At 69.9% G+C, this 21,150-nt stretch carries 22 protein-coding genes; 14 read left to right on the top strand and 8 right to left on the bottom strand.

Going from position 1 to position 21,150, the window contains the following annotated elements; genetic code table 11:
• Positions 1–6: 6 nt before the first annotated feature.
• The 3 genes from H976_RS0116775 to H976_RS0116785 are packed head-to-tail and all read right to left on the bottom strand — an operon-like array spanning position 7 to position 1,830.
• Complete coding sequence (locus H976_RS0116775; RefSeq protein ID WP_027862478.1) at positions 7–441, bottom strand: SRPBCC family protein; 435 nt, start codon at positions 439–441, stop codon at positions 7–9.
• Positions 442–496: 55 nt separating this feature from the next.
• Positions 497–1,180, bottom strand: coding sequence for a TrkA family potassium uptake protein (locus tag H976_RS0116780; protein ID WP_027862479.1), 684 nt, complete (start codon positions 1,178–1,180; stop codon positions 497–499).
• 2 nt (positions 1,181–1,182) lie between these two features.
• Complete coding sequence (locus H976_RS0116785; protein WP_369759037.1) at positions 1,183–1,830, bottom strand: TrkA family potassium uptake protein; 648 nt, start codon at positions 1,828–1,830, stop codon at positions 1,183–1,185.
• A gap of 72 nt (positions 1,831–1,902) precedes the next feature.
• Here H976_RS0116785 and H976_RS0116790 point away from each other — a divergent pair, with 72 nt between their 5' ends.
• The 5 genes from H976_RS0116790 to H976_RS0116810 are packed head-to-tail and all read left to right on the top strand — an operon-like array spanning position 1,903 to position 8,089.
• Positions 1,903–3,930 (top strand): APC family permease, encoded by a 2,028-nt coding sequence (locus tag H976_RS0116790; protein ID WP_027862481.1) that lies wholly within the window; start codon positions 1,903–1,905, stop codon positions 3,928–3,930.
• Positions 3,931–3,990: 60 nt separating this feature from the next.
• A complete protein-coding gene (locus H976_RS0116795; RefSeq protein ID WP_155918377.1) occupies positions 3,991–5,778 on the top strand; it encodes a sulfatase in 1,788 nt (595 codons plus the stop codon).
• Positions 5,771–6,853, top strand: coding sequence for a class I SAM-dependent RNA methyltransferase (locus tag H976_RS0116800; RefSeq protein ID WP_036226948.1), 1,083 nt, complete (start codon positions 5,771–5,773; stop codon positions 6,851–6,853). Before H976_RS0116795 ends, H976_RS0116800 begins: the two co-directional genes overlap by 8 nt.
• The gene (locus tag H976_RS0116805; RefSeq protein WP_196804125.1) at positions 6,850–7,197 is read left to right on the top strand and encodes an MmcQ/YjbR family DNA-binding protein; all 348 of its coding nucleotides are present in this window, start codon (positions 6,850–6,852) and stop codon (positions 7,195–7,197) included. The genes H976_RS0116800 and H976_RS0116805 overlap by 4 nt, the downstream gene beginning before the upstream one ends.
• Positions 7,198–7,240: 43 nt before the next feature.
• Complete coding sequence (locus H976_RS0116810; RefSeq protein WP_027862485.1) at positions 7,241–8,089, top strand: SDR family oxidoreductase; 849 nt, start codon at positions 7,241–7,243, stop codon at positions 8,087–8,089.
• A gap of 3 nt (positions 8,090–8,092) precedes the next feature.
• Here the strand turns inward: H976_RS0116810 and H976_RS0116815 are convergent, their stop codons facing one another.
• On the bottom strand, positions 8,093–9,121 hold the full coding sequence (locus H976_RS0116815) for an aldo/keto reductase (RefSeq protein ID WP_027862486.1): 1,029 nt from the start codon (positions 9,119–9,121) through the stop codon (positions 8,093–8,095).
• 138 nt (positions 9,122–9,259) lie between these two features.
• Between H976_RS0116815 and H976_RS0116820 the strand changes: the two genes are divergently transcribed.
• Positions 9,260–12,142 (top strand): aconitate hydratase, encoded by a 2,883-nt coding sequence (locus H976_RS0116820; RefSeq protein ID WP_027862487.1) that lies wholly within the window; start codon positions 9,260–9,262, stop codon positions 12,140–12,142.
• 72 nt (positions 12,143–12,214) lie between these two features.
• Here the strand turns inward: H976_RS0116820 and H976_RS0116825 are convergent, their stop codons facing one another.
• Positions 12,215–14,239 carry an ATP-binding protein gene (locus tag H976_RS0116825; RefSeq protein WP_027862488.1) on the bottom strand — a complete coding sequence of 675 codons (2,025 nt, stop codon included), beginning with the start codon at positions 14,237–14,239 and terminating at the stop codon, positions 12,215–12,217.
• Positions 14,240–14,329: 90 nt separating this feature from the next.
• On the opposite strand from H976_RS0116825, the gene H976_RS26930 reads away from it, so the two are divergent.
• From H976_RS26930 to H976_RS26935, 5 genes are read left to right on the top strand one after another with little or no spacing between them, the layout of a single operon-like run.
• Complete coding sequence (locus tag H976_RS26930; protein WP_081682979.1) at positions 14,330–14,698, top strand: thiamine-binding protein; 369 nt, start codon at positions 14,330–14,332, stop codon at positions 14,696–14,698.
• A complete protein-coding gene (locus tag H976_RS0116835; protein ID WP_027862489.1) occupies positions 14,688–15,257 on the top strand; it encodes a GNAT family N-acetyltransferase in 570 nt (189 codons plus the stop codon). The genes H976_RS26930 and H976_RS0116835 overlap by 11 nt, the downstream gene beginning before the upstream one ends.
• Positions 15,254–15,658 (top strand): YjbQ family protein, encoded by a 405-nt coding sequence (locus tag H976_RS0116840; RefSeq protein WP_027862490.1) that lies wholly within the window; start codon positions 15,254–15,256, stop codon positions 15,656–15,658. Before H976_RS0116835 ends, H976_RS0116840 begins: the two co-directional genes overlap by 4 nt.
• A gap of 6 nt (positions 15,659–15,664) precedes the next feature.
• Complete coding sequence (locus H976_RS0116845; RefSeq protein WP_027862491.1) at positions 15,665–16,393, top strand: sulfite exporter TauE/SafE family protein; 729 nt, start codon at positions 15,665–15,667, stop codon at positions 16,391–16,393.
• Between the two features lie 18 nt (positions 16,394–16,411).
• The gene (locus tag H976_RS26935) at positions 16,412–16,885 is read left to right on the top strand and encodes an XdhC family protein (protein ID WP_051276949.1); all 474 of its coding nucleotides are present in this window, start codon (positions 16,412–16,414) and stop codon (positions 16,883–16,885) included.
• On the opposite strand, the gene H976_RS0116855 is transcribed toward H976_RS26935, so the two are convergent.
• The 3 genes from H976_RS0116855 to H976_RS0116865 form a co-directional block, all read right to left on the bottom strand.
• Positions 16,882–18,105, bottom strand: coding sequence for a DUF6596 domain-containing protein (locus H976_RS0116855; protein WP_027862492.1), 1,224 nt, complete (start codon positions 18,103–18,105; stop codon positions 16,882–16,884). The two genes, H976_RS26935 and H976_RS0116855, sit on opposite strands and share 4 nt — an antisense overlap.
• Before the next feature lie 112 nt (positions 18,106–18,217).
• Positions 18,218–18,607, bottom strand: a complete 390-nt coding sequence (locus H976_RS0116860; RefSeq protein WP_027862493.1) for a YciI family protein — start codon at positions 18,605–18,607, stop codon at positions 18,218–18,220.
• A gap of 131 nt (positions 18,608–18,738) precedes the next feature.
• A complete protein-coding gene (locus H976_RS0116865) occupies positions 18,739–19,185 on the bottom strand; it encodes an SsgA family sporulation/cell division regulator (RefSeq protein ID WP_027862494.1) in 447 nt (148 codons plus the stop codon).
• A 173-nt stretch (positions 19,186–19,358) separates the two neighbouring features.
• Here H976_RS0116865 and H976_RS0116870 point away from each other — a divergent pair, with 173 nt between their 5' ends.
• From H976_RS0116870 to H976_RS0116880, 3 genes are read left to right on the top strand one after another with little or no spacing between them, the layout of a single operon-like run.
• Positions 19,359–19,733: a hypothetical protein gene (locus H976_RS0116870; protein ID WP_027862495.1), complete on the top strand. Its 375-nt coding sequence runs from the start codon at positions 19,359–19,361 to the stop codon at positions 19,731–19,733.
• A 33-nt stretch (positions 19,734–19,766) separates the two neighbouring features.
• Positions 19,767–20,204: an NUDIX domain-containing protein gene (locus tag H976_RS26940; RefSeq protein WP_036226951.1), complete on the top strand. Its 438-nt coding sequence runs from the start codon at positions 19,767–19,769 to the stop codon at positions 20,202–20,204.
• The gene (locus H976_RS0116880; RefSeq protein WP_036226953.1) at positions 20,201–21,136 is read left to right on the top strand and encodes an SMP-30/gluconolactonase/LRE family protein; all 936 of its coding nucleotides are present in this window, start codon (positions 20,201–20,203) and stop codon (positions 21,134–21,136) included. Before H976_RS26940 ends, H976_RS0116880 begins: the two co-directional genes overlap by 4 nt.
• The last annotated feature ends 14 nt before the right edge of the window (positions 21,137–21,150 follow it).

Genomic DNA, 21,150 nt, shown 5'->3' on the forward strand with positions numbered 1-21,150 from the left:
TGACCCTCAGTCCTCCAGGAGGGCCTTGGCCTTCTCCAGGTTGGAGCGCACGTCCTTGGAGTACATCTTGATCACCAGGCCGTCGCCGAACTTGAAGACGCCACCGAGCTGCTCGACCTCCTGCAGCCAGGACACCTTGGTGCCGGCACCCTCGTCGGCGAAGGTCAGCGTGATCGAGTAGGGGATCCGCCCCTCCTTGCTGGTGGTCTTCACGCGTTCGTTCTCGACGAACTCCACCAGCTCGTCGGTGTACTCCAGGCGTACGCCGACCACCTTGACCGCGAACTTCGCCTCGCGTCCGATGTCGTGGGCTCCGCCCGAGACGACGTCGTACTCGACCACGTTGCTGCTGTAGACCGGGATGTTCTCGGGAGCCGCGAAGAAGTCGAAGACCTCGGCGCGGGGCTTGTCGATGACCAGGGACTCTTCCACGGTGAGCATGCTTCGACGTTATGCCTGATGCGGCCTCGACAGGGCCGCGGACTAGACGGGCGGATCAGCCCTCTCGGTCGCCGCCGTGCTCGGTCGGGGCGAGCATCTTCTCGAGCTCCTCCTCGATCTCCGCGGGTACGACGAGGAGCAGCTCGTCGCCCGACTCGACCGGCTGGTCGGGGTCGGGCGTGTAGACCTGTCCGTCGCGCAGGATCGTCACCAGCGAGCAGTTCTCCGGGAACGGGATCAGGCCAGACGGCTTGCCGACGTACGGCGAGTCGGCCGGCAGCGTCATCTCGACCAGGTTGGCGTTGCCCTTGCGGAAGGTGAACAGCCGCACCAGATCGCCGACCGTGACCGCCTCCTCGACCAGGGCCGACATGATGCGCGGCGTCGACACGTTGACGTCGACCCCCCAGGCCTCGGTGAACAGCCACTCGTTGTTCGGGTGGTTGACGCGGCCGACCGTGCGGGGCACGCCGAACTCGGTCTTGGCCAGCAGCGAGGTGACCAGGTTGGCCTTGTCGTCACCGGTGGCCGCGATCACCACGTCGCAGTCCTCGAGCCGGGCCTCCTCCAGCGAGGACAGCTCGCAGGAGTCGGCCAGCAGCCACTCCGCGTCAGGCACCCGGTCGGGCTTGATCGAGGCGGGGTCCTTGTCGATCAGCAGCACCTCGTGACCGTTGCCGATCAGCTCGCGGGCGATCGAACGCCCCACGGCTCCTGCTCCTGCAATGGCTACGCGCATGACTAGTCGTCCTCCGGACCCTTCTTGAGGACGTCGTAGACGCCGTTGGCCTTCTCCTCGCGCATCACGATGTGCAGGAGGTCGCCCTCCTGGAGCACGGACTCGCGGCTGGGCAGGATGCCCTCGCCGAGCCGGTCGATCCAGGCGATGCGGCACAGAGCCTGCTCCTGGAACTGCACGGTCCGGTGGCCGACCCAGGCGTCGGGAACGAGGATCTGGTCGACCCGGATGGTGCCCGAGGGGTCACGGAAGTCGGGCTCGGCGCCGGCCGGCAGGATCCGGCGCAGCACCTGGTCGGCGGTCCACTTGACCGTCGCGACCGTGGTGATGCCCAGCCGCTGGTAGACCTCGGCCCGGCCCGGGTCGTAGATGCGGGCCACGACCTGCTGGATCCCGAACGTCTCGCGGGCCACCCGGGCGGCGATGATGTTGGAGTTGTCGCCGCTGCTGACGGCCGCGAAGGCGTCCGCGCGCTCGATGCCGGCCTCGGTGAGCACGGCCTGGTCGAAGCCGTAGCCGGTCACCTTGGTGCCGTTGAAGGACGGGCCGAGACGGCGGAAGGCGTCGGGGTTGCTGTCGATGATGCTCACGGTGTGGTTGCGGTCCTCGAGGCTTCGGGCGAGCGTCGAACCGACGCGGCCACAACCCATGATCACGACGTGCACCCGGCCACAGTAGTGGGTCTGCCTCCGGCGTGTAGCGATGTGCTCTAGCCTCGCTACGTGGGCATTGGAAATGTCTCAAAGCGGATCTTGCTCGGGCGCAAGCTCCGCAGCTCCCAGTTGGGCGAGACGCTGCTGCCCAAGCGGATCGCCCTGCCCGTCTTCGCGAGCGATGCACTGTCCTCGGTGGCCTACGCGCCGGACGAGATCTTCATCATGCTCTCGGTCGCCGGTGCTTCGGCGTACGTCTACAGCTGGAAGATCGGCCTCGCGGTCGCCGTCGTGATGCTGACCGTGGTCGCGTCGTACCGGCAGAACGTGCACGCCTACCCCAGCGGAGGCGGTGACTACGAGGTCGCCAAGGTCAACCTCGGCAAGAACGCCGGCGTCACCGTCGCCTCGGCCCTGCTCGTCGACTACGTGCTGACGGTCGCGGTCTCGGTGTCCTCGGGCGTGCAGAACGCCGCGTCGGCCATCCCCGCGTTCTCCGGGCACGAGGCGACTGTGGCCGTCGTGCTGGTGATGGTGCTCGCTGCCTTGAACCTGCGCGGCGTCCGGGAGTCGGGGGCGTTCTTCGCGGTCCCCACCTACGGCTTCATGATCGGCGTCATGGGGATGGCCGTGTACGGCGCCATCCGCGCTGCCCAGGGCACCCTGCCCGACGTGGAGAGCGCCGACAAGATCGTCCATCCGGCTCCCGGGTACGAGGGTGACATCTCGCAGGCCGCGATGATCTTCCTGCTGGCACGTGCCTTCTCCTCGGGGTGTGCCGCGCTGACCGGTGTCGAGGCGATCTCCAACGGTGTTCCGGCCTTCCGCAAGCCGAAGAGCCAGAACGCTGCCACGACGCTGTTCCTGCTGGGCGCGATCGCGGTCACCATGATGCTGAGCATCATCATCCTGGCGAATCGCATGGGCCTGCGGATGGTGGATCCGCACGACCTCGACCGACTGACCAATGCCGACGGCAGCGCGCTGCCCAAGGGCTACGACCAGCACACCGTGATCGCCCAGATCTCACGCGCGGTCTTCAGCGACTTCTCGCCGGGCTTCTACTACGTGGTCGCGATGACCGGCATCATCCTGATCCTGGCGGCCAACACGGCGTTCAACGGCTTCCCGGTGCTGGGCTCGATCCTGGCCCAGGACGGGTTCGCGCCCCGGCAGCTGGGCTCACGCGGCGACCGCCTCGCCTACAGCAACGGCATCCTGATCCTGGCCGGCTTCGCGATCATCCTGATCATCGCCTTCGACGCCGAACCGACGCGACTGATCCAGCTCTACATCGTCGGGGTGTTCGTCTCCTTCAACCTCAGCCAGCTCGGCATGATCCGGCACTGGACCCGCCACCTGAAGTCCGAGGAGGACCCAGGTGCCCGGCGGAAGATGTTCCGGTCGCGGCTGATCAACTCCTTCGGCCTGGCGATGACGGCCTCCGTGTTCGTGGTGGTGCTGCTGACCAAGTTCCTGGCCGGCGCCTGGATCGCGATCCTCGCGATGATCGTCTTCTACGCGATCCTGCGCTCGATCAGGGCGCACTACGACCGCGTGGCCGAGGAGCTGGTCATCGGCGACAGCGACCAGATGATGCCGACGCGGGTGCACGCGATCGTGCTGGTCTCCAAGCTGCACAAGCCGACGATGCGGGCCCTCGCCTACGCCAAGGCGTCCCGGCCCAACGTCCTCGAGGCGGTGTTCGTCGACACCGACGGCGTGAGCGGCAACAAGCTGCTCGACGAATGGGACGCCCAGCGGATCGACGTACCCCTGAAGATGCTGTACTCGCCGTACCGCGAGGTCATCCGGCCGATCGTGGACTACGCCGTCGAGATCCGCGAGGCCAACCCGCGCGGGGTGGTGGCGGTCTACATCCCGGAGTACGTCGTCGGTCGCTGGTGGGAGCAGGTCCTGCACAACCAGACCGCCCTGCGGCTCAAGGGCCGCCTGCTGTTCACCCCGGGTGTGATGGTCACCTCCGTGCCCTACCAGCTGCGCGGCGCCGAGGTGGCCAAGGAGCGCGACGAGTGGGAGTTCCAGCGCGCGCGGCCGGGCGACGTACGCCGTGGCCGCACCCGGTCTGGGCGGTAGATGCGCCCCGATCCACGACCACGCACGCAGCGCTTCTCGGAGCTGAACAGGTACCAGTTGGTGTACCTGTGGGCGCTGGCCCTACCGACCATGGTGCTGGTCCTGCTGGGCCGGCTGGCGATGCTGCAGATCGGCGCCCCCGACGCCGGGCTCGGACACCAGGTCGTCCTGTCCGTCGCCGACATCGCGACCTGGGGTGCGTTGATCCTCTTCGCCTTCGCCGTCCTCGGTGGCCGGCATCCACGCGTCTGGCTGGTGGCCCTCGTCGTGTGCCACTGCCTCTGGAACTTCCTGGAGCTGACCAGTGTCGGTGTGCTCGTGTCCACCACGGCGTACCTCGACTGGCCCATGCTCCAGATCCTGGTGGAGCACCCGAACATCATGGTGCCGATGGCTACCGTCGCCACCCCGCGCTACCTGCAGGTGCTGCTGGTGGCCGTGGTCGTACAACCGATCGTCACCACACCCGTGGTCGCCTGGTTGCTCCGCCGGCGCGGCAGGGAATCATCGGTCAACCGCCCGCTGCTGCTGGTCGTCGCCGCCTGCGCGGTCGTGGTCGCGCTCGTCTTCCCGGTCGGCGTACCGGATCGACACGCGGGTCAGAGCGCGCCGATGGGCATCGCGGAGTCGATGGCGCAGGACGTGGTGCGCACGGTCAGTGGGCGCGAGGGCAGCGCGCTGGTCGGTCCGGCACGCGCCGTGGAGGACGGACCCGCTCGCGACGTCGTGGTGATCTTCCTCGAGTCCACCTCGCGACGCGCGACGACCCTGGGCGACCGGGAGCTGGCCACCACCCCCCACCTTGCCGGCCTCGCACGCACGGGTGCCGACGTCGAGAACATGAGCGTGGTCATCTCCCACACCAGCCAGGCGACGGCGGCGGTGATGTGCGGTACCTGGCCCGAGCCGGTCTCGGAGAACGCCGCCGCCTCCTCGGCCGGGCCGAGCCGGGTCTGCCTGCCCAGGCTGCTGGCCAGGCGCGGCTACCGGACCGGTTGGTTCCAGTCGGGCTACACCTACTTCGAGAACGACACCGAGATGTTCAAGAACCTCGGCTTCGACACGGTGGTCGGGCGGGAAGACCTCCGCCGGACGCACGGCTTCGCGACCGTCAACTACTTCGGCCTCGAGGACAAGGCGGCGCTCGCACCCAGCGAGGCGTGGTTGCGGAGGATCCCGAAGAACCAGCACGTCGTCCTCGGGTACAGCACCCTGGCCACCCACCACGACTACGACATCCCCCAGTCGTGGATCGGCTCCTGGGTCTCCGACAAGACCCGCAACCGCTACCTCAGCGCCGTGCACTACTCCGACTCGTTCGTGGCGGAGGTGGTGGCGATGCTCAAGCGCACCGGCCGTTGGGGCAACACCGACCTGCTCGTGATCGGCGACCACGGTGAGGCCTTCGGGGAGCACGGTCTCGACTTCCACACCGGTGTGCCGTACGACGAGGTCATGAAGGTGCCTGCGGTGTTCACCGGTCCGGGTGTGCCTCCCGGCCCGGTGCGGACGCCGGCCAGCCAGGTCGACGTACTGCCCACCTTGGCGAAGCTGGCCGGGTTCGAGCTCGAAGGGACCCCCTACCCAGGGGTCGACATCTTCGGCCCCCTCGGTACGTCGCACCGACAGCAGTTCTTCGACTGCGGCTACGACCGCATCTGCACGGGCGTCCAGGACTGGCCGTGGAAGTTCATCGACAACTTCGACCGCAAGCCGGCGGAGCTGTACGACCTGGTGCACGACCCGCTGGAGCAGGAGAACGTGGCCGGTCAGCACCCGGACGTCGTGAGGCGGCTCGACGCGTCCGTACGGGCCTGGCGCCGTGAGGCCGAGCGTCCCTATGACTAGGCGGCTCGAGCTCGAGATCGGCCCGGTCGCGCACGGCGGGCACTTCGTGGCCCGCCACGAGGGACAGGTCGTCTTCGTCCGGCACGCGTTGCCGGGGGAGCGGGTCACGGCCGAGGTGACCGAGGACGACGGGCGGTTCCTGCGGGCCGACGCGGTCGAGGTGCACCTCGCCTCCCCGGAGCGCGTCGAGGCGCCGTGCCCGTACGCCGGCCCCGGGCTCTGCGGCGGCTGCGACTTCCAGCACGTGACGCTGGAGGAACAACGCAGGCTGAAGGCGGCCGTGGTCTCCGAGCAGCTGCAGCGGCTGGCCGGCCTCGAACGGGACGTGGTCGTCGAGGAGGTGCCGCCGTCGGACGGACTCGCCTGGCGCAGCCGGATGCAGTACGTCCATCTGCCCGACGGTGGCCTGGGCCTGCGCAAGCACCGCTCGCACGAGGTGGTCGAGATCGACCACTGCCTGATAGCGCATCCGGCCGCGCGCGAGCCGGAGGACGGCGTCGTGGTCGAGCAGGTCGAGACTTCGACCGGCACCGGAGTGCTCGAGGTGGCGGCCGACGGGTTCTGGCAGCCGCACGTGAACGCGCCGCGCACCCTGGTCGAGTGCGTGCTCGAGATGGTCGACGTGCAGCCGGGGGAGTCGGTGCTCGACCTGTACGCCGGCGTCGGTCTGTTCGCCGCCTTCCTGGCCCATGCGGTCGGGCCGGCTGGCGCGGTGGTGGCCGTCGAGGGAGACAAGGCCGCCTCCCGGCACTCGCGGGCCAACCTGGCGTCGTACCCCTGGGCGCGGAGCGTGGCCGGCCGCGTCGACCGCGTCCTGCACCGCGGTGTGGGGGCCGCGGACGTCGTCGTGCTCGATCCACCACGGGTCGGCGCCAAGGGCCAGGTCGTCCGGGCGATCTCGGACCTCGGGCCGCGGGCCGTGGCGTACGTCGCCTGCGACCCCGCTGCACTGGCCCGGGACATCGGCTACTTCGCCGAGCAGGGCTATGCACTCGCGGACCTCCGCGTCTTCGACCTGTTCCCGATGACCCACCACATCGAGTGCGTCGCCCTGCTGGTGCCGGAGGCCCGGTGACAGGGATCGCGGACTTCCTCGAGCTGGTGGGCCAGCTCGACGAGGTGCAGCTGACGGAGTACTCCCGCTACACCAAGCTCGAGGTGTCCGCCCGCACCTTCGGCTACCTGTGGCAGCCGACCCGGACGGTCGGGCTCAAGCAGACGCTGGCCGAGCAGGCGGCGCTGGTGGGGGAGCGTCCCGACGTCTTCGAGGTGCAGTTCACCGCGGGCGGCTTCGGCTGGGTGGTGGTCCACCTCGACCACGTGGATCGCGACGAGCTCGCGGAGCTCACCTTCGAGGCCTGGCGGTTGTCGGCTCCCGCGGCACTGGTGCAGGCCCGCGAGGACCGGCTACCGCGCTGATCCTTTTGACTTCGAGCGTGCTCGAAGTCCTACCGTCGGAGACATGACGGACTCACAGACCCCTCGGACCTGGTTCATCACCGGATGCTCGCGTGGCTTCGGCCGCGAGTGGGCCATCGCCGCCCTCGAGCGCGGAGACCGCGTCGCCGCGACCGCACGCGACCTGTCCACCCTGGACGACCTCGTCACGAAGTACGGCGACGCGCTGCTCCCGATCCAGCTCGACGTCACTGACCGCGAGGCCGACTTCGCCGCGGTCCGGCAGGCGCACGAGCGCTTCGGCAGCCTCGACATCGTGGTGAACAACGCCGGCTACGGCCAGTTCGGCTTCGTCGAGGAGCTCAGCGAGCAGGAGTTCCGCGACCAGATGGAGACCAACGTCTTCGGGGCGATGTGGGTGACCCAGGCAGCGCTGCCGTTCATGCGCGAGCAACGGTCGGGACGGATCCTGCAGGTCTCCTCGATCGGCGGCATCTCGGCCTTCCCGAACATCGGCGCCTACCACGCCTCCAAGTGGGCCCTCGAGGCCTTCTCCCAGGCGCTGGCGGCCGAGGTCGAGAGCTTCGGCATCCACGTCACCCTGATCGAGCCGGGCGGGTTCTCGACCGACTGGGCGGGTCCGTCGTCCCGGCACACCACCCCGCTCCCGGCGTACGACGAGGTCCGGCAGGGCTTCGAGGAGGCACGGGCCAAGCGCAACACCTCCGGACCGGGCGACCCCTCCGCCTCCGCCGACGCCCTGCTGCGCGTGGTCGACTCCGACCAGCCGCCGCTGCGGGTGTTCTTCGGCGCGGCCCCGCTGGCCATCGCCAAGGCCGACTACGCCTCCCGGATCGAGACCTGGGAGGCGTGGGACGACGTTGCCCAGCTTGCCCAGGGCAGCGGCAGCTAGCCGCTAGCCGGTCGCCAGGTCGCGGTCGCGCTGGTCGACGCCCAGCTCGCCGTAGGGGTAGTCGGTGGCCTGCAGGTCGCTCGCCGTGTCGAGAGCGGCGCGCTCGTCGTCGTCGAGGCGCACCTCGACCGAGGACAGGTTGTCCTCGAGCTGTTCCAGGGTGCGCGCGCCAAGGATCGTCGAGGTGACGCCGGGCCGGTCGGTCACCCAGGCCAGCGCGACCGCTGCCATCGAGGTGCCGCGCGCCTCGGCGATCCGCTGGACGGCCTCGATGATGTCCCACGTCCGGGCGGTACCGCGCCGGTCGTAGGCCTCCATGCCGCGTCCCGGGTCGTCACCGAGGCGGGTGTCGCCGGTGGGCCGCTGGTCGCGCTGGTACTTGCCGGTCAGCCAGCCGCCGCCCAGGGGGCTCCAGGGCAGCATCCCGAGACCGGCGTCCAGGGCGGCGGGGACGACCTCCCACTCGATCTCGCGCACGATCAGGCTGTACTGCGGCTGGAGCGTGACCGGCGCCGCCAGGCCGAGCTCGCGGGCCAGGCCGACCGCCTTGGTCAGCTGCCAGCCGGTGTAGTTGGAGAAGCCGTAGTAGCGGGTGCGGCCCGAGCGCACGAACCCGTCGAGGGTGCGCAGCGTCTCCTCCAGCGGGGTCCGCGGGTCCCAGGCGTGCACCTGGTAGAGGTCGACGGAGTCCAGTCCCAGCCGCTCGAGTGAGGCGTCGATCGCCCGGGTGAGGTGGCGGGCCGACGCGCCGCCCGCGTTGGGCCCCGGCTCGAACGGGAACCGCCCCTTGGTGGCGAGCACCACCCGGTCGGTGACGTCGCTGGGTCGGTCGGCCAGCCAACGGCCGATGATCTGCTCGGAGACCCCGTGGGTGTAGACGTCGGCGGTGTCGACCAGGTTGCCGCCGGCCTCGACGTACCGGTCGAGCTGCTCGTGGGCCCCCGCCTCGTCGGTCTCGTTGCCGAAGGTCATGGTGCCGAGGCAGAGCTCGGAGACCGCCGTACCGCTGTTTCCCAGGGATCGATAGCGCATGGAACCACCCTAGAGGCGCATGCTAGTCTCTTGACGTCAAGATACTTTGACTAAGGGTTCCCTGACCTTTCCGTCCCGCGTGGGCATGGGCAAGATGGGAACAGAGACAGCGGACCACCCGCAGACGTGAGGAGAACCATGGCGAGCCCAGGAGATCGACCGGACAGCTTCGGTGCCAAGGGCACGTTGGACGTCAACGGGAAGTCCTACGAGATCTATCGGCTCGACGCGGTCGAGGGTGACGGTCTCGACGTCGCGTCGTTGCCCTACAGCCTCAAGGTGCTGCTCGAGAACCTGCTGCGCACCGAGGACGGCGCGGACATCACCGCCGACGACATCAAGGCCATCGCCGGGTGGGACGCGGATGCCGAGCCGGACAAGGAGATCCAGTTCACCCCGGCCCGCGTCATCATGCAGGACTTCACCGGTGTCCCGTGCGTCGTCGACCTGGCGACCATGCGCGAGGCGATGGCCGACCTCGGCGGTGACCCGTCGAGGATCAACCCGCTGGCCCCGGCCGAGATGGTCATCGACCACTCCGTGATCGCCGACGTCTTCGGTACGCCGGAGGCGTTCGAGCGCAACGTCGAGATCGAGTACGAACGCAACCGCGAGCGCTACCAGTTCCTGCGGTGGGGCCAGGGCGCCTTCGACGACTTCAAGGTCGTCCCGCCGGGCACCGGCATCGTCCACCAGGTCAACATCGAGCACCTCGCACGCGTCGTGTTCACCCGTGAGGTCGACGGCGAGTTGCTGGCCTACCCCGACACCCTCGTGGGCACCGACTCGCACACCACGATGGTCAACGGCATCGGCGTGGTCGGCTGGGGCGTCGGCGGCATCGAGGCCGAGGCGGCCATGCTCGGCCAGCCCGTGTCGATGCTCATCCCGCGTGTGGTCGGCTTCAAGCTCAACGGCGACCTGCCCGAGGGCGCGACCGCCACCGACCTCGTGCTGACCATCACCGAGATGCTCCGCCAGCACGGCGTGGTCGGCAAGTTCGTGGAGTTCTACGGCCCCGGCGTCTCGGCGCTGCCGCTGGCCAACCGCGCCACGATCGGCAACATGAGCCCGGAGTTCGGGTCCACGATCGCGGTGTTCCCGATCGACGAGGAGACCACCAAGTACCTCGAGCTCACCGGCCGCGACGCCGAGCAGATCGCTCTCGTCGAGGCCTACGCCAAGGAGCAAGGCCTCTGGCACGACCCTGACGCCGAGCCGCGCTACTCCGAGCGGCTCGAGCTCGACCTCGCGGAAGTCGTTCCCTCGCTGGCCGGCCCCAAGCGACCGCAGGACAGGGTCTCCCTCTCCGACGCCAAGGAGGCCTTCCGCTCTGCGCTGGCCGACTACGTCGACGACGGCGAGCCCGAAGGCGGCTCCGACAAGGAGGGCGTGCCAGCGCAGGAGAAGCCCGACGAGGCCGAGCACTCCAAGGTCGACGAGCAGTCCGACGACTCGTTCCCCTCCAGCGACGCCCCTTCGCACTCCGAGGGCGGCAACGGCGACGGTGCTCCGCACGACTGGCGCAACCACCCGGCCGGCAGCGGCTCGGGCCGCCCGTCCGACCCGGCGAAGGTGAAGCTCGGCGACGGCACCGAGTTCGACCTCGACCACGGTGCGGTGGCGATCGCGGCGATCACGTCGTGCACCAACACCTCCAACCCGTCGGTGATGATCGGCGCGGCGCTGCTCGCCAAGAACGCCGTCGAGAAGGGCCTCACCACCAAGCCCTGGGTCAAGACCACGCTGGCCCCCGGGTCGAAGGTCGTCTCCGACTACTACGAGCGCGCCGAGCTGACGCCGTACCTCGACAAGCTGGGGTTCAACCTCGTCGGCTACGGCTGCACGACCTGCATCGGCAACTCCGGCCCGCTCATCCCCGAGGTGAGCGACGCGGTCAACGAGAACGACCTCGCCGTCGTCTCGGTGCTCTCCGGCAACCGCAACTTCGAGGGCCGGATCAACCCCGACGTGAAGATGAACTACCTCGCGTCCCCGCCGCTCGTCGTGGCCTACGCGCTCGCGGGCTCGATGGACGTCGACCTCTACAACGACCCGCTGGGCCAGGACGAGGACGGCAACGACGTCTTCATGAAGGACATCTGGCCGAGCGCCGCGGAGGTCGAGGAGGTCATCGCCAGCGCGATCACCTCGGAGATGTTCACCAACGACTACTCCGACGTGTTCGCCGGCGACGAGCAGTGGAAGTCGCTGCCCACGCCCGAGGGCGACACCTTCGAGTGGGACCCCGACTCCACCTACGTCCGCAAGCCCCCGTACTTCGACGGCATGCCCGAGGAGCCCGAGGACGTGCAGGACATCGAGGGTGCACGCGTCCTGCTGAAGCTCGGCGACTCCGTGACCACCGACCACATCAGCCCGGCCGGTGCGATCAAGAAGGACAGCCCGGCAGGGAAGTACCTCGCCGAGCACGACGTGCAGCAGCGTGACTTCAACTCCTACGGGTCGCGTCGTGGCAACCACGAGGTGATGATCCGGGGCACGTTCGCCAACATCCGGCTGCGCAACCAGCTGGCACCGGGCACCGAGGGCGGGTTCACGCGCGACTTCACCCGGGACGGCGAGGAGACCACGGTCTTCGAGGCCTCGGAGAACTACCTCGAGCAGGGCATCCCGCTCGTCGTACTCGCGGGCAAGGAGTACGGCTCGGGCTCCTCGCGTGACTGGGCCGCCAAGGGCACCGCGCTGCTCGGCGTGAAGGCCGTGATCGCGGAGTCCTACGAGCGCATCCACCGCTCCAACCTGATCGGCATGGGCGTGCTGCCGCTGCAGTTCCCCGAGGGCGAGACGGCCGAGTCGCTCGGCCTGACCGGCGAGGAGGAGTTCTCCTTCACCGGCGTCAGCGAGCTCAACGAGGGCACCACCCCCAAGACCGTCAAGGTCAAGGCGGGCGACGTCGAGTTCGACGCCAAGGTGCGCATCGACACCCCGGGCGAGGCGAACTACTACCGCAACGGCGGGATCATGCCGTACGTGCTGCGCAACCTGCGGAAGAGCTGAGACCCGCTGTGCGTCATACGTTTCGTGGCCTCCAGGCCACGAAACGTATGACGCAAGCAGCTCTCTGGTAGGTCACGAGGGGTGCGGCAGTTCGGCCGCGCCGTTCGGCAGCAGCACCGTGACCGTCGTACCCCGGCCGGGGGCGGAGTCGATCGAGACCGCGCCACCGTGCTGGGTCACGATCGCGTGCACGATGCTCAGGCCCAGACCGGTGCCCTGGATGGCCTGCTGGGTCGCCGCCGCCGACCGGAAGAACCGCGTGAACAGGTGCTTCTGGTCCTCCTCGGAGATGCCCATGCCGGTGTCGGAGACGACCAGCGAGGCGCCGTCGCCCGTCTGGCTCAGCGTGACGGCGACGCGCCCGCTGTCGGGGGTGAACTTGATGGCGTTGCTGAGCAGGTTCATCACCACCCGCTCGAGCTGTGGCGCGTCCCCCAGGATCACCACCGGGTCGTCGGGCAGCTCGAACCTCACGTCGATGGCGCGCAGGCGTACCAGCTCCTCCAGCAGCTCGTAGCCCTCGCGGACGACGTGGCGCAGGTCGACGCGCTCCCGGACGAACTCGAGCTGACCCGACTCCGCCTTGGACAGCGTCAGCAGGTCCTCGACGAGGAGACCCAGCCGGGTGGTGTTCCGCTCGATCCGTTCGACGGCGTCCGCCTGTCCCTCCGTCAGCTCGCCCAGCATCCCGTCGCTGAGCAGCTCGGCGTAGCCCGCGATGCTGGTGATCGGCGTCCGCAGCTCGTGGCTGACGTTGGAGACGAGCTCCTGCTTGACGTGGTCGACCTCCTCGAGCCGCAGCACCGAGGCGTGCTCGCGGTCCAGGGCCGTGAGCAGGGCGTCCTGGACGCGCACGCGTTCGGTGATGTCCTCCCCGGCCCCGATGTAGCCGACCACCGTGCCGTCGGGCTCGGTGACAGCGCTCAGCGTGAGCGAGGTCATCCGCTTGCTGCCGTCCTTGTGGACGAACTCCCAGTCGCGGCGCTCGCCGGCCTCGACCATGGCCAGCACGACACGGATGTGCTCGGGAGGTACGCCGAAGTGGGTCGCGTGGCGGGCGATCTCCTCCGGGGTGTGGAAGATGCCGGGGTTGAGACCCATCACCTCCTCGGGCGCGTAGCCGATCAGCTGCTGGGCACCGGCGTTGTAGTGGGTGATCCGACCGACGCCGTCGGTGGCGATGATCACCGTCCCCCCGGCCGAGTCGAGGAGTCGCTGGAGCGTGGTGGCCGAGCGGGTCGCCTGTCCGGTCATGGTGAAGAGCTGCTCGACGGTGAGGGAGATCGGTACGACGAGGTAGGCGGCCGCCGCGACGTAGAGGTAGAACAGCGCCGGAGTGAGGTCGTCGGGGACGCCTCGGATGTTCGCTGCGAGGGGGCCGTGACCGGAGAAGGTGAAGGCGTAGGCGGCCGCGCACACGAGGAACAGCTGGATGTGTGCCTCCCGCCGGGTGGCGCGGATCGCCGCCCAGCTCAGCACGGGGAGGGTGACGAAGGCGATGGTCAGGCGGGTGTTCGGCCAGAACACGGCCAGCGTGACGGCCAGCATGAGCAGCCGCTGGAAGGGCAGCTCGAGGTGGCCCGCGGCGGCGCGTCGGTCCGAGGTGCGCACCACCAGCGGGAGTACGACGAGCTGGGCCGTCAGCGCCGCCAGGAACGACATCAGCCCGGCGATCGGGGCCTCCCTGGGGCCCAGCCCGACCGCCACCGCTGCGGCTCCTCCGAGCCCGCAGAGGAGCGAGGACGCCGCAGTGACCGTGTGGTAGCGGACGTTGTCGACCTGGTCGAGCCGGAGCCGGCCACCTTCCGCGCGCAGCAGGTGGGCGCTGACCAGCGCGGGCACGATGACCGCCAGGGCCCCGGCCGCTCCGAGGGGGAGCGCGACGTCGTAGCTGAAGGTCAGGGCCACGCTCACCAGGACGAACTGGAGGCCGAAGGCCCACCAGCGCCACCCCCGTCCGGCGACGATGAACAGGGCGACCGAGAACCCGACCGCAGGCCACCCGCCGAAGCCGGTGGCCTGGAGCTTGGGGATGGAGACCGGGATGGTCACGAGGACGAGCAGCAGCAAGCACTGCAGCTTCTCGCTCCGGGACATTCCTGCTCCTTCGTGGCTCTGCTTGCCCCCCACATCGTGCCGTGAACCCGCCCACTATGTGGACCAACTCACCCATGGAAGGCTGGGGACATGCTCGTCGCGATCAGCATCAGCCCAACCGGTCGTCGATACGACTTCTCGGACAACCCAGACGATGCCGTACCCGATCCCGGAGGTGTCGCTCGCCCCGAGGACGCGGACGGCGGAGTGAGCGACGTCGTCGCCGAGATCGTCCGCGTCATCCGTGCCTCGGGCCTGTCCAACGAGACCAACGCCATGTTCACCAACATCGAGGGCGAGTGGGACGAGGTGATGGCGGTGGTCAAGCAGGCGGTCGACGTGGCGGCGGCCAGCTACCCGCGCGTGGGCCTCGTCCTCAAGGCCGACATCCGACCGGGGTACGACGGCCAGCTGTCGGCCAAGGTGGAGCGGGTCGAGGAGCACCTGCGTGACGGGTGAGCTCGTCGTCCGCCCGGAACGCACGGGCGATCCCGTCGCCGAGGTCGTCCGGGCCGCCTTCGCCGACGAGGGCGAGCACGTCGCGGCACTCTGGACCGAGCTCGCCGCCTCCGACCTGCTGCGCGGCAGCCTGGTCGCCGAGGCCGGCGGTGAGGTCGTCGGCCACGTGGGCCTCTCGCACGCGTGGGTCGATGCTCGTCGCGAGCTGGTCGAGGTGTGGGTGCTGAGCCCGCTGAGCGTCGTACCCGAGCGACAGGGGACCGGTGTCGGGTCGCGGCTGCTCGCCGCTGCCCTGGATGCTGCCCGAGCCGGCGTCCCCCTGCTCTTCCTTGAGGGCGATCCGGGGTACTACGGAGCGAGAGGTTTCGAGCGCGCCGACCGGCACGGCTTTGCGCCGGCGACGACCCGGACGCCGGCCCCGGCCTTCCAGGTGGTTCGCTTCGACACGCACGAGGAATGGATGACAGGACGGCTGGTGTACCCCGACATCTGGTGGCGGTACGACGCGGCGGGGCTGCGCGACCCGAGGCTGGCCGAGATCGAGGAGCTGCTGAGATGAAGTCAGAGACACGCGACTACCGCACCGGCGATGCCGAGGTGGTCCTGGACCTCACCGACGACTGCGCCGCCTTCGTCGCCGGCGAGGGCGACGGGCTGCTCCAGCTGTTCGTCCCCCACGCCACCGCCGGGATCGCGGTCATCGAGACCGGAGCGGGTTCCGACGACGACCTGCTCGCCGCCCTCGGTGACCTGCTCCCCGCCGACGACCGGTGGCGGCACCGGCACGGCTCTCCCGGTCACGGTCGGTCGCACGTGATGCCGGCGCTGGTCCCGCCGTACGCCACCGTCCCTGTGCTCGACGGGACCCTGGCCCTCGGCACCTGGCAGAGCATCTGCCTGGTCGACCTCAACGTGGACAACCCCGACCGGCAGGTGCGGTTCTCCTTCCTGACCGGCTGACACGGGGTGGTTCTCGGCTACAGCATCGGAGTCGTCGCCCTCCTCGCCTGCGTGGTCCTGCTCGGCGCCACCATGCAGGGTCTGGTCGGGCTGGGACTCAACCTGGTCTCGGCACCGGTCGTCACGATGGTGACGCCGTCGCTGATGCCCGAGCTGCCGCTCGTGCTGGCCGTGCTCCTCCCGTTCTTCACCCTGGCCCGGTCCCGTGCCGAGATCGACTGGCCCGGCCTGGTCTGGGTGCTGCCGTTCCGCGTGCCGGGGGTGGCGCTCGGCGTCCTGTTCCTCGCGCTCTTCTCCGACCGGGCGGTGGCGGTCGCGGTGGGCGCAATGGTGCTGTTCGCCGTACTGCTCTCCCTGGCGCCGCTCGAGCTGCCAGTACGCCGGAGCACCCTCGGCCTGGCCGGGCTGCTCTCCGGCCTGGCCGGCACGGCGACCTCGATCGGCGGGCCGCCGGTGGCGCTGCTCTACCAGCACCGCTCCCCGCAGCAGATCCGCTCGACGCTCGCCGTGGTGTTCACGGTCGGCGCCGCGATGAGCCTGGTCGGCATCTGGCTCAGCGGCCACCTCGACACCGACGCGTGGCCGATGGTCGCGCTGCTGACGCCGTGCCTCGTGCTCGGCGCCTGGGCCGGGGCGCGCCTCCAGCCGGTGCTGCCCGACCGGCTGGTCCGCTACGCCGTGCTGGCCATCTGCGCGGGATCGGCGCTGCTGCTGCTGGTGCGCAGCCTCTTCTAGCCGTGCCAGTGTGGGTCCATGACCACCACGCGCGAGCAGCCCTGGTCCGACGACTCGGTCCAGGGGCGGGTCGTCGTACTGACCCGCAACCCGATCGCCGAGGCGATCGAGACCATCGCCGGGACGGCCGGTCGCGAGGTCGTCCTGGTCGCCGAGGACGAGAAGGGCCGCGGGAGGGCCGCGATCGCCGAGCTGCCGTTGCGCGAGGGTGACGCCGTGGTGCTCTGCGACCACGACGCCCCCGACGCCCCGCAGGTGCTCCGGGACGCCCTGGCCTCACCGGCGTCGTACGTCGCAATGATGGCCAGCCGCCGACGTTCCGAGGCCGTGCTCGCCGAGCTCGGGGAGGAAGGCGTCGCCGGGCTCGAGAAGCTGCACGTGCCGGCCGGCCTGAACACGGGCGGCAAGGCACCCGGCGAGATCGCACTCTCGGTGGTGGCCGAGATCGTGGCCGAGTCCTACGGCCGCCCCGGCGGCCCGATGCGCGCCTAGATCCCGCTGCGGCTCTCGCAGAACCGGCGCACCGCCTCGTTCGTGCTCTCGGTCGCGAGCACTCGGTAGCGCGCAGCCGCGGCCTCGCGTCGACCGGTTCGCCAGCACAGGTCGGCCAGGGCGAAGGCCGCGTCCCTCCGGGCGTACGACGGCCCCTCGTCCGCAAGCGTCGCGAGCTGGTCCTCGATGCCACCGAGCCCGGTCCCCTCGGACAGGGCCACCTGGGCCTCGGCGGTGAGCCTGGCCACGTCGACGGCGGGGGAGGGCCACACCTGCTCGAGGGCCCGATACAGCTGTACGACGCGCCGCCAGTCGGTCTCCGCGACGGTGGGAGCGATGCTGTGCACGCCGGAGATCGCCGCCTCCAACGCGAACCGGCCGTCCCCGGACGCGGCGAACGCTGCGTCGTCGAGACCGGCCCTCAGCAGCTGGTGGTCCCAGCGGGAGCGGTCCACCTCGTCGAGGGTGAGGGCGACGCCGTCCTGGTCCACCCGCGCCGGCCGTCGAGCGAGACCCAGCCGGATGACGGCTCGCAACCCCCGCACCTCGGTGTCGTCCGGGAAGACCGTCACCAGTGCGTCGGCGATCGAGTGGGCCTGGCGACCGAGGTCGGCGAGCGGGTCGCGAGGGTCGAGGACGGTGCGGTGCGCGACCGTGAACATCCCGGCGACGCAGTCGAGGACGACCGGCAGCCGGACCAGGCGCTCCTGCGCGTCCGGCACCTGGAACTCGCCCCGGGCCTGCGCCAGGGCCTTCTTGGCCCGGGTCAGCCGGGCCGCGGCAGCGCTCTCCTGCACGCCGAGGTGCATCGCCGTCTCGGCGATGGTGAGCCCGCAGACGACGCGCAGGGCGAGCACCATCTGTGCGCCCGGTGCCAGCTCCTCGTCGCAGGCGACGAACAGCAGGGCGAGTCGGTCATCGAGCTCGTCGGGCAGCTCTCCGGTCTCCACGGCAGCCACTGCTTCCTCGGACGCCAGCTCCGGTGCCAGGCGCGCGAAGGTGCCGCGCCGACGGTGGTCGTCGATCCAGGCCCGCTTGGCGACGCGGACGCACCAGGCCGCCAGGTCGTCGATGTCGTCACGGGCCACGGCCCGCGCCACCGCTTCCGCGGCGTACTCCTCGGCGTCGTCCAGGCTGCCCGACCACGCCGCCAGGACGCGCACGATGCGCGGCCAGGCGGCCCGGAACTCGGTGTTCATCTCGGGGCTGGTCGGGCGCACGACCCCATGCTCGCCCATGCCGGCGGCCCCCGGTTTCACAACACGTGTTGGGAAACCGGGGCAGCGCGATCAACGCTCTGGTCGCTCCGCCTGGACGGGGCCGGCGTCCGGCTCACATGATCGGGAAGACCTTGCGCCACTCGATGGTGCCGCCCGTCGGCACCAGGGCGGCGATCTTGCGCGCGGTCGCCTCGTCGTCGACCTCGACGGCGTAGAAGCCGGTGATCAGCTCGCTGGAGTCGGCGTACGGGCTGTCGGTGTAGACGGCGTCGTCGACCTTGGCCTCGCCCTTGCCGGGTGTCACCACGCCGCCGTGCTTGGCGCTCTGCAGCGCCTCACCGCCGACCATGCGTGCCCCGAGCTCGGCGACCGCGGCCTGGAAGGCCTTGTGCTCGCCGAAGGTGGCCGCCATCTCCTCCTGGCTGGCGGGCTCACCGCCCGGCAGGAAGCGGTCGGAGTCCCAGTCGCTCTCGCGGATCAGGTAGATGTAGGTGTCGGTCATGGCCGGTCCTCTCGGAAGTTGTGCGCGGATGTCCGTGGCGGGTCCGCCACATCACTGTGACGAACCGGTGCCGCAGAAATCGACAGTTCCGGGGATCGGGTTTTTGCTCCGGCCCGTCGGGCCGGTCGTGCTCAGTGGGCGAGCAGCTGCTCGACCAGGGCGTCGATGCTCACGTGCGCGCTCTCGGTGCCGTCCGGCACGGCGTCGTAGATGGAGGTGACGAACGACTGGACGGCGCGCGAGCCGGTCTGCAGCAGTGCGGTCCCGTCGGGGGAGCACAGCTCGACGATCACGACGGCGTCGCCGGTGTTGCTCAGGCAGGGCCAGACCTGGACGTCGCCGTCGCCGGCGGGGTGGTAGAGCCCCTCGGCGAGCAGCTCACGGGCAAAGGTCCAGGTGACGCTGCCGGACCGGGCCTCGAGCTTCATGGTGACGGCGTAGGGATCGGCCGGGTCGAAGGAGAACTCGCCGTCGAGGTGCTCGGTCGCACTCTCGCCCGACAGGAACGGAACAGCCGTCCGGAGGACGACCTCGGTGGTCTCGCTGGTGGGGCCGGAGGTGGCGGGGTGCTTCTCCATCGTGAGTCCTCGAGCTGGTCGTTGGTTCTTGGAGTGGTGCCTAGTGGTGGTGCAACGAGCCATGTCTCATTCCATGACACGATTCCCCCAACTGGTCTACATAATCCGGACCGGTGGTCTACTTTCCACGGACTGGTACGAACACCTGTTCGAACATTCTCTAGACTCAAGGCATGTCCGATCGACCAGTGGCCCCTCCGGGATGGCCCGCACCGGTCCGGCCGCCGGGGGCTCCCGACTGGGAGACCACCGCGATGGCGTGGCTGCTCGACCTCTGTCCGCCCGAGTACCGCACCTATCCCGCCGTACGCCGGCACCCGGTCGTGCTGGCCCGGTTCGCCGTGCTCTACGTCGAGGCCTGCCAGGCGGCGGTCAACCGGGGACTGAGCGAGGCCCGCGGCGGGTTGCGGGAGGTCGCCGACGGCCTGGTCGTCGAGGCGGCCGTCGAGACCTGGCAGCGCGAGTCGGCGCGCCTGCTCGGCGTGCGCCGCTCGGCCGGCCTGGTCGAGGAGGCCCTGCGTGGACGGCGGTTCGTGGCCCGCCTCTAGGGCAGGCCCCTGAGCGTGTCTACGCTGGCCGGCATGCCCCGGATCGCCGTCGTTTTCCTCGTCGACGCCCGCGGTCACGTGCTCCTCCAGCACCGCGACGAGCACGCGCCGCGGGCGGCCAACCAGTGGGGGATGGTCGGGGGGCACGTCGAGGACGGCGAGGACTACGACGAGGCCATGGGTCGCGAGATCCGCGAGGAGACGGGCATCGAGATCGCCGCCGAGGACCTCGTCCTGTGGCAGGCAACCGAGTTCGAGTACTCCGACGGCCACCACAGCGACTACCGGGTGTACGCCGGGCGCGTGGACCTGACCGACGACGACATCGTGCTCGGCGAGGGACGAGCCATCGTGTTCGTCGACCCGGCGGAGACGGCGGCGCTCGACAAGGCCGAGTCGTGCGCCTACTTCCTGCCGCTGTTCCTGACCTCCGACCTCTACCGCAGCCTCGACGAAGGGACCCGCCGATGAGGAAGACGAGCACCCGCCGGATCGAGGTGCCCGCCATGGGTGCCGAGGACGTCGTCATCGATGACGAGGGCTTCGCGTGGACCGGCACCGCCGACGGCAGCATCTGGCGGGTGGCCCGGGACGGCGCGGTCCGCCGAGTCGGCGGCACCGGTGGTCGTCCGCTCGGCATCGAGCTCTACGGCCCCGACCGGCTGTTGATCGCCGACGCGAACGCCGGGCTGCTGACGATGAGCACCACCACCGGCGTCGTCGAGCGGCTGGTGACGGAGGTCGACGGGCACCGGATGGTCTTCTGCAACAACGCCGCGGTGGCGTCCAACGGCGACATCTGGTTCTCCGACAGCAGCACCGTCTACCCGATCGCGAAGTGGAAGGCTGACTTCGTCGAGAACACGCAGACCGGTCGCCTGCTGTGCCGCCGCGCCGACGGCACCGTCGAGGTGCACCTCGACGGTCTTGCCTTCGCCAACGGGGTGGCGCTGTCGGTCGACGAGTCCTTCGTCTGCGTCGCCGAGACGGCCCGCCGGACCGTCGTACGACTGTGGCTGAGCGGTGAGCGGGCCGGGACCCGCGACCTGCTGGTCGAGGACCTGCCCGGCTACCCCGACAACATCGCGCGCGGCAGCGACGGGCTGATCTGGGTCACGATCGCCTCGCCGGTCGACCCGGTGGTGGAGGCGATCCGCAACCGCGCGCCCTCGGTGGTGCAGAAGGTCGTGACGCGGGTGCCGCAGGTGCTGCAGCCGAAGCCCAGGAAGACGGTCCGCGTGCAGGCCTACGACGACGCCGGACGGCTCGTCCACGACGTCGACGCGGACGCCGGGAGCTATCACATGGTCACCGGTGTCCGGGAGCACCAGGGTGAGGTGTGGCTGGGCAGCCTGGAGGAGGCCGCACTGGCGGTGGTGAGCCTCCCGGCGGTCGCCGTCTAGACTCGTGTTTTGCC

The organism is Marmoricola sp. URHB0036, assembly GCF_000426045.1.
In the GTDB taxonomy this organism is placed as follows: domain Bacteria; phylum Actinomycetota; class Actinomycetes; order Propionibacteriales; family Nocardioidaceae; genus Marmoricola.

Excerpts from the sequence above, each read along its gene's own strand:
- H976_RS0116865 (WP_027862494.1), bottom strand. The coding sequence starts at position 19,185 with ATGGAGAAGCACCCCGCCACCTCCGGCCCCACCAGCGAGACCACCGAG.
- H976_RS0116800 (WP_036226948.1), top strand. The coding sequence starts at position 5,771 with ATGACTAGGCGGCTCGAGCTCGAGATCGGCCCGGTCGCGCACGGCGGG.
- H976_RS0116815 (WP_027862486.1), bottom strand. The coding sequence starts at position 9,121 with ATGCGCTATCGATCCCTGGGAAACAGCGGTACGGCGGTCTCCGAGCTC.
- H976_RS0116880 (WP_036226953.1), top strand. The coding sequence starts at position 20,201 with ATGAGGAAGACGAGCACCCGCCGGATCGAGGTGCCCGCCATGGGTGCC.
- H976_RS0116820 (WP_027862487.1), top strand. The coding sequence starts at position 9,260 with ATGGCGAGCCCAGGAGATCGACCGGACAGCTTCGGTGCCAAGGGCACG.
- H976_RS26940 (WP_036226951.1), top strand. The coding sequence starts at position 19,767 with ATGCCCCGGATCGCCGTCGTTTTCCTCGTCGACGCCCGCGGTCACGTG.
- H976_RS0116785 (WP_369759037.1), bottom strand. The coding sequence starts at position 1,830 with ATGGGTTGTGGCCGCGTCGGTTCGACGCTCGCCCGAAGCCTCGAGGAC.
- H976_RS0116775 (WP_027862478.1), bottom strand. The coding sequence starts at position 441 with ATGCTCACCGTGGAAGAGTCCCTGGTCATCGACAAGCCCCGCGCCGAG.
- H976_RS0116780 (WP_027862479.1), bottom strand. The coding sequence starts at position 1,180 with ATGCGCGTAGCCATTGCAGGAGCAGGAGCCGTGGGGCGTTCGATCGCC.
- H976_RS26930 (WP_081682979.1), top strand. The coding sequence starts at position 14,330 with ATGCTCGTCGCGATCAGCATCAGCCCAACCGGTCGTCGATACGACTTC.
- H976_RS0116860 (WP_027862493.1), bottom strand. The coding sequence starts at position 18,607 with ATGACCGACACCTACATCTACCTGATCCGCGAGAGCGACTGGGACTCC.
- H976_RS0116825 (WP_027862488.1), bottom strand. The coding sequence starts at position 14,239 with ATGTCCCGGAGCGAGAAGCTGCAGTGCTTGCTGCTGCTCGTCCTCGTG.
- H976_RS26935 (WP_051276949.1), top strand. The coding sequence starts at position 16,412 with ATGACCACCACGCGCGAGCAGCCCTGGTCCGACGACTCGGTCCAGGGG.
- H976_RS0116870 (WP_027862495.1), top strand. The coding sequence starts at position 19,359 with ATGTCCGATCGACCAGTGGCCCCTCCGGGATGGCCCGCACCGGTCCGG.
- H976_RS0116810 (WP_027862485.1), top strand. The coding sequence starts at position 7,241 with ATGACGGACTCACAGACCCCTCGGACCTGGTTCATCACCGGATGCTCG.
- H976_RS0116840 (WP_027862490.1), top strand. The coding sequence starts at position 15,254 with ATGAAGTCAGAGACACGCGACTACCGCACCGGCGATGCCGAGGTGGTC.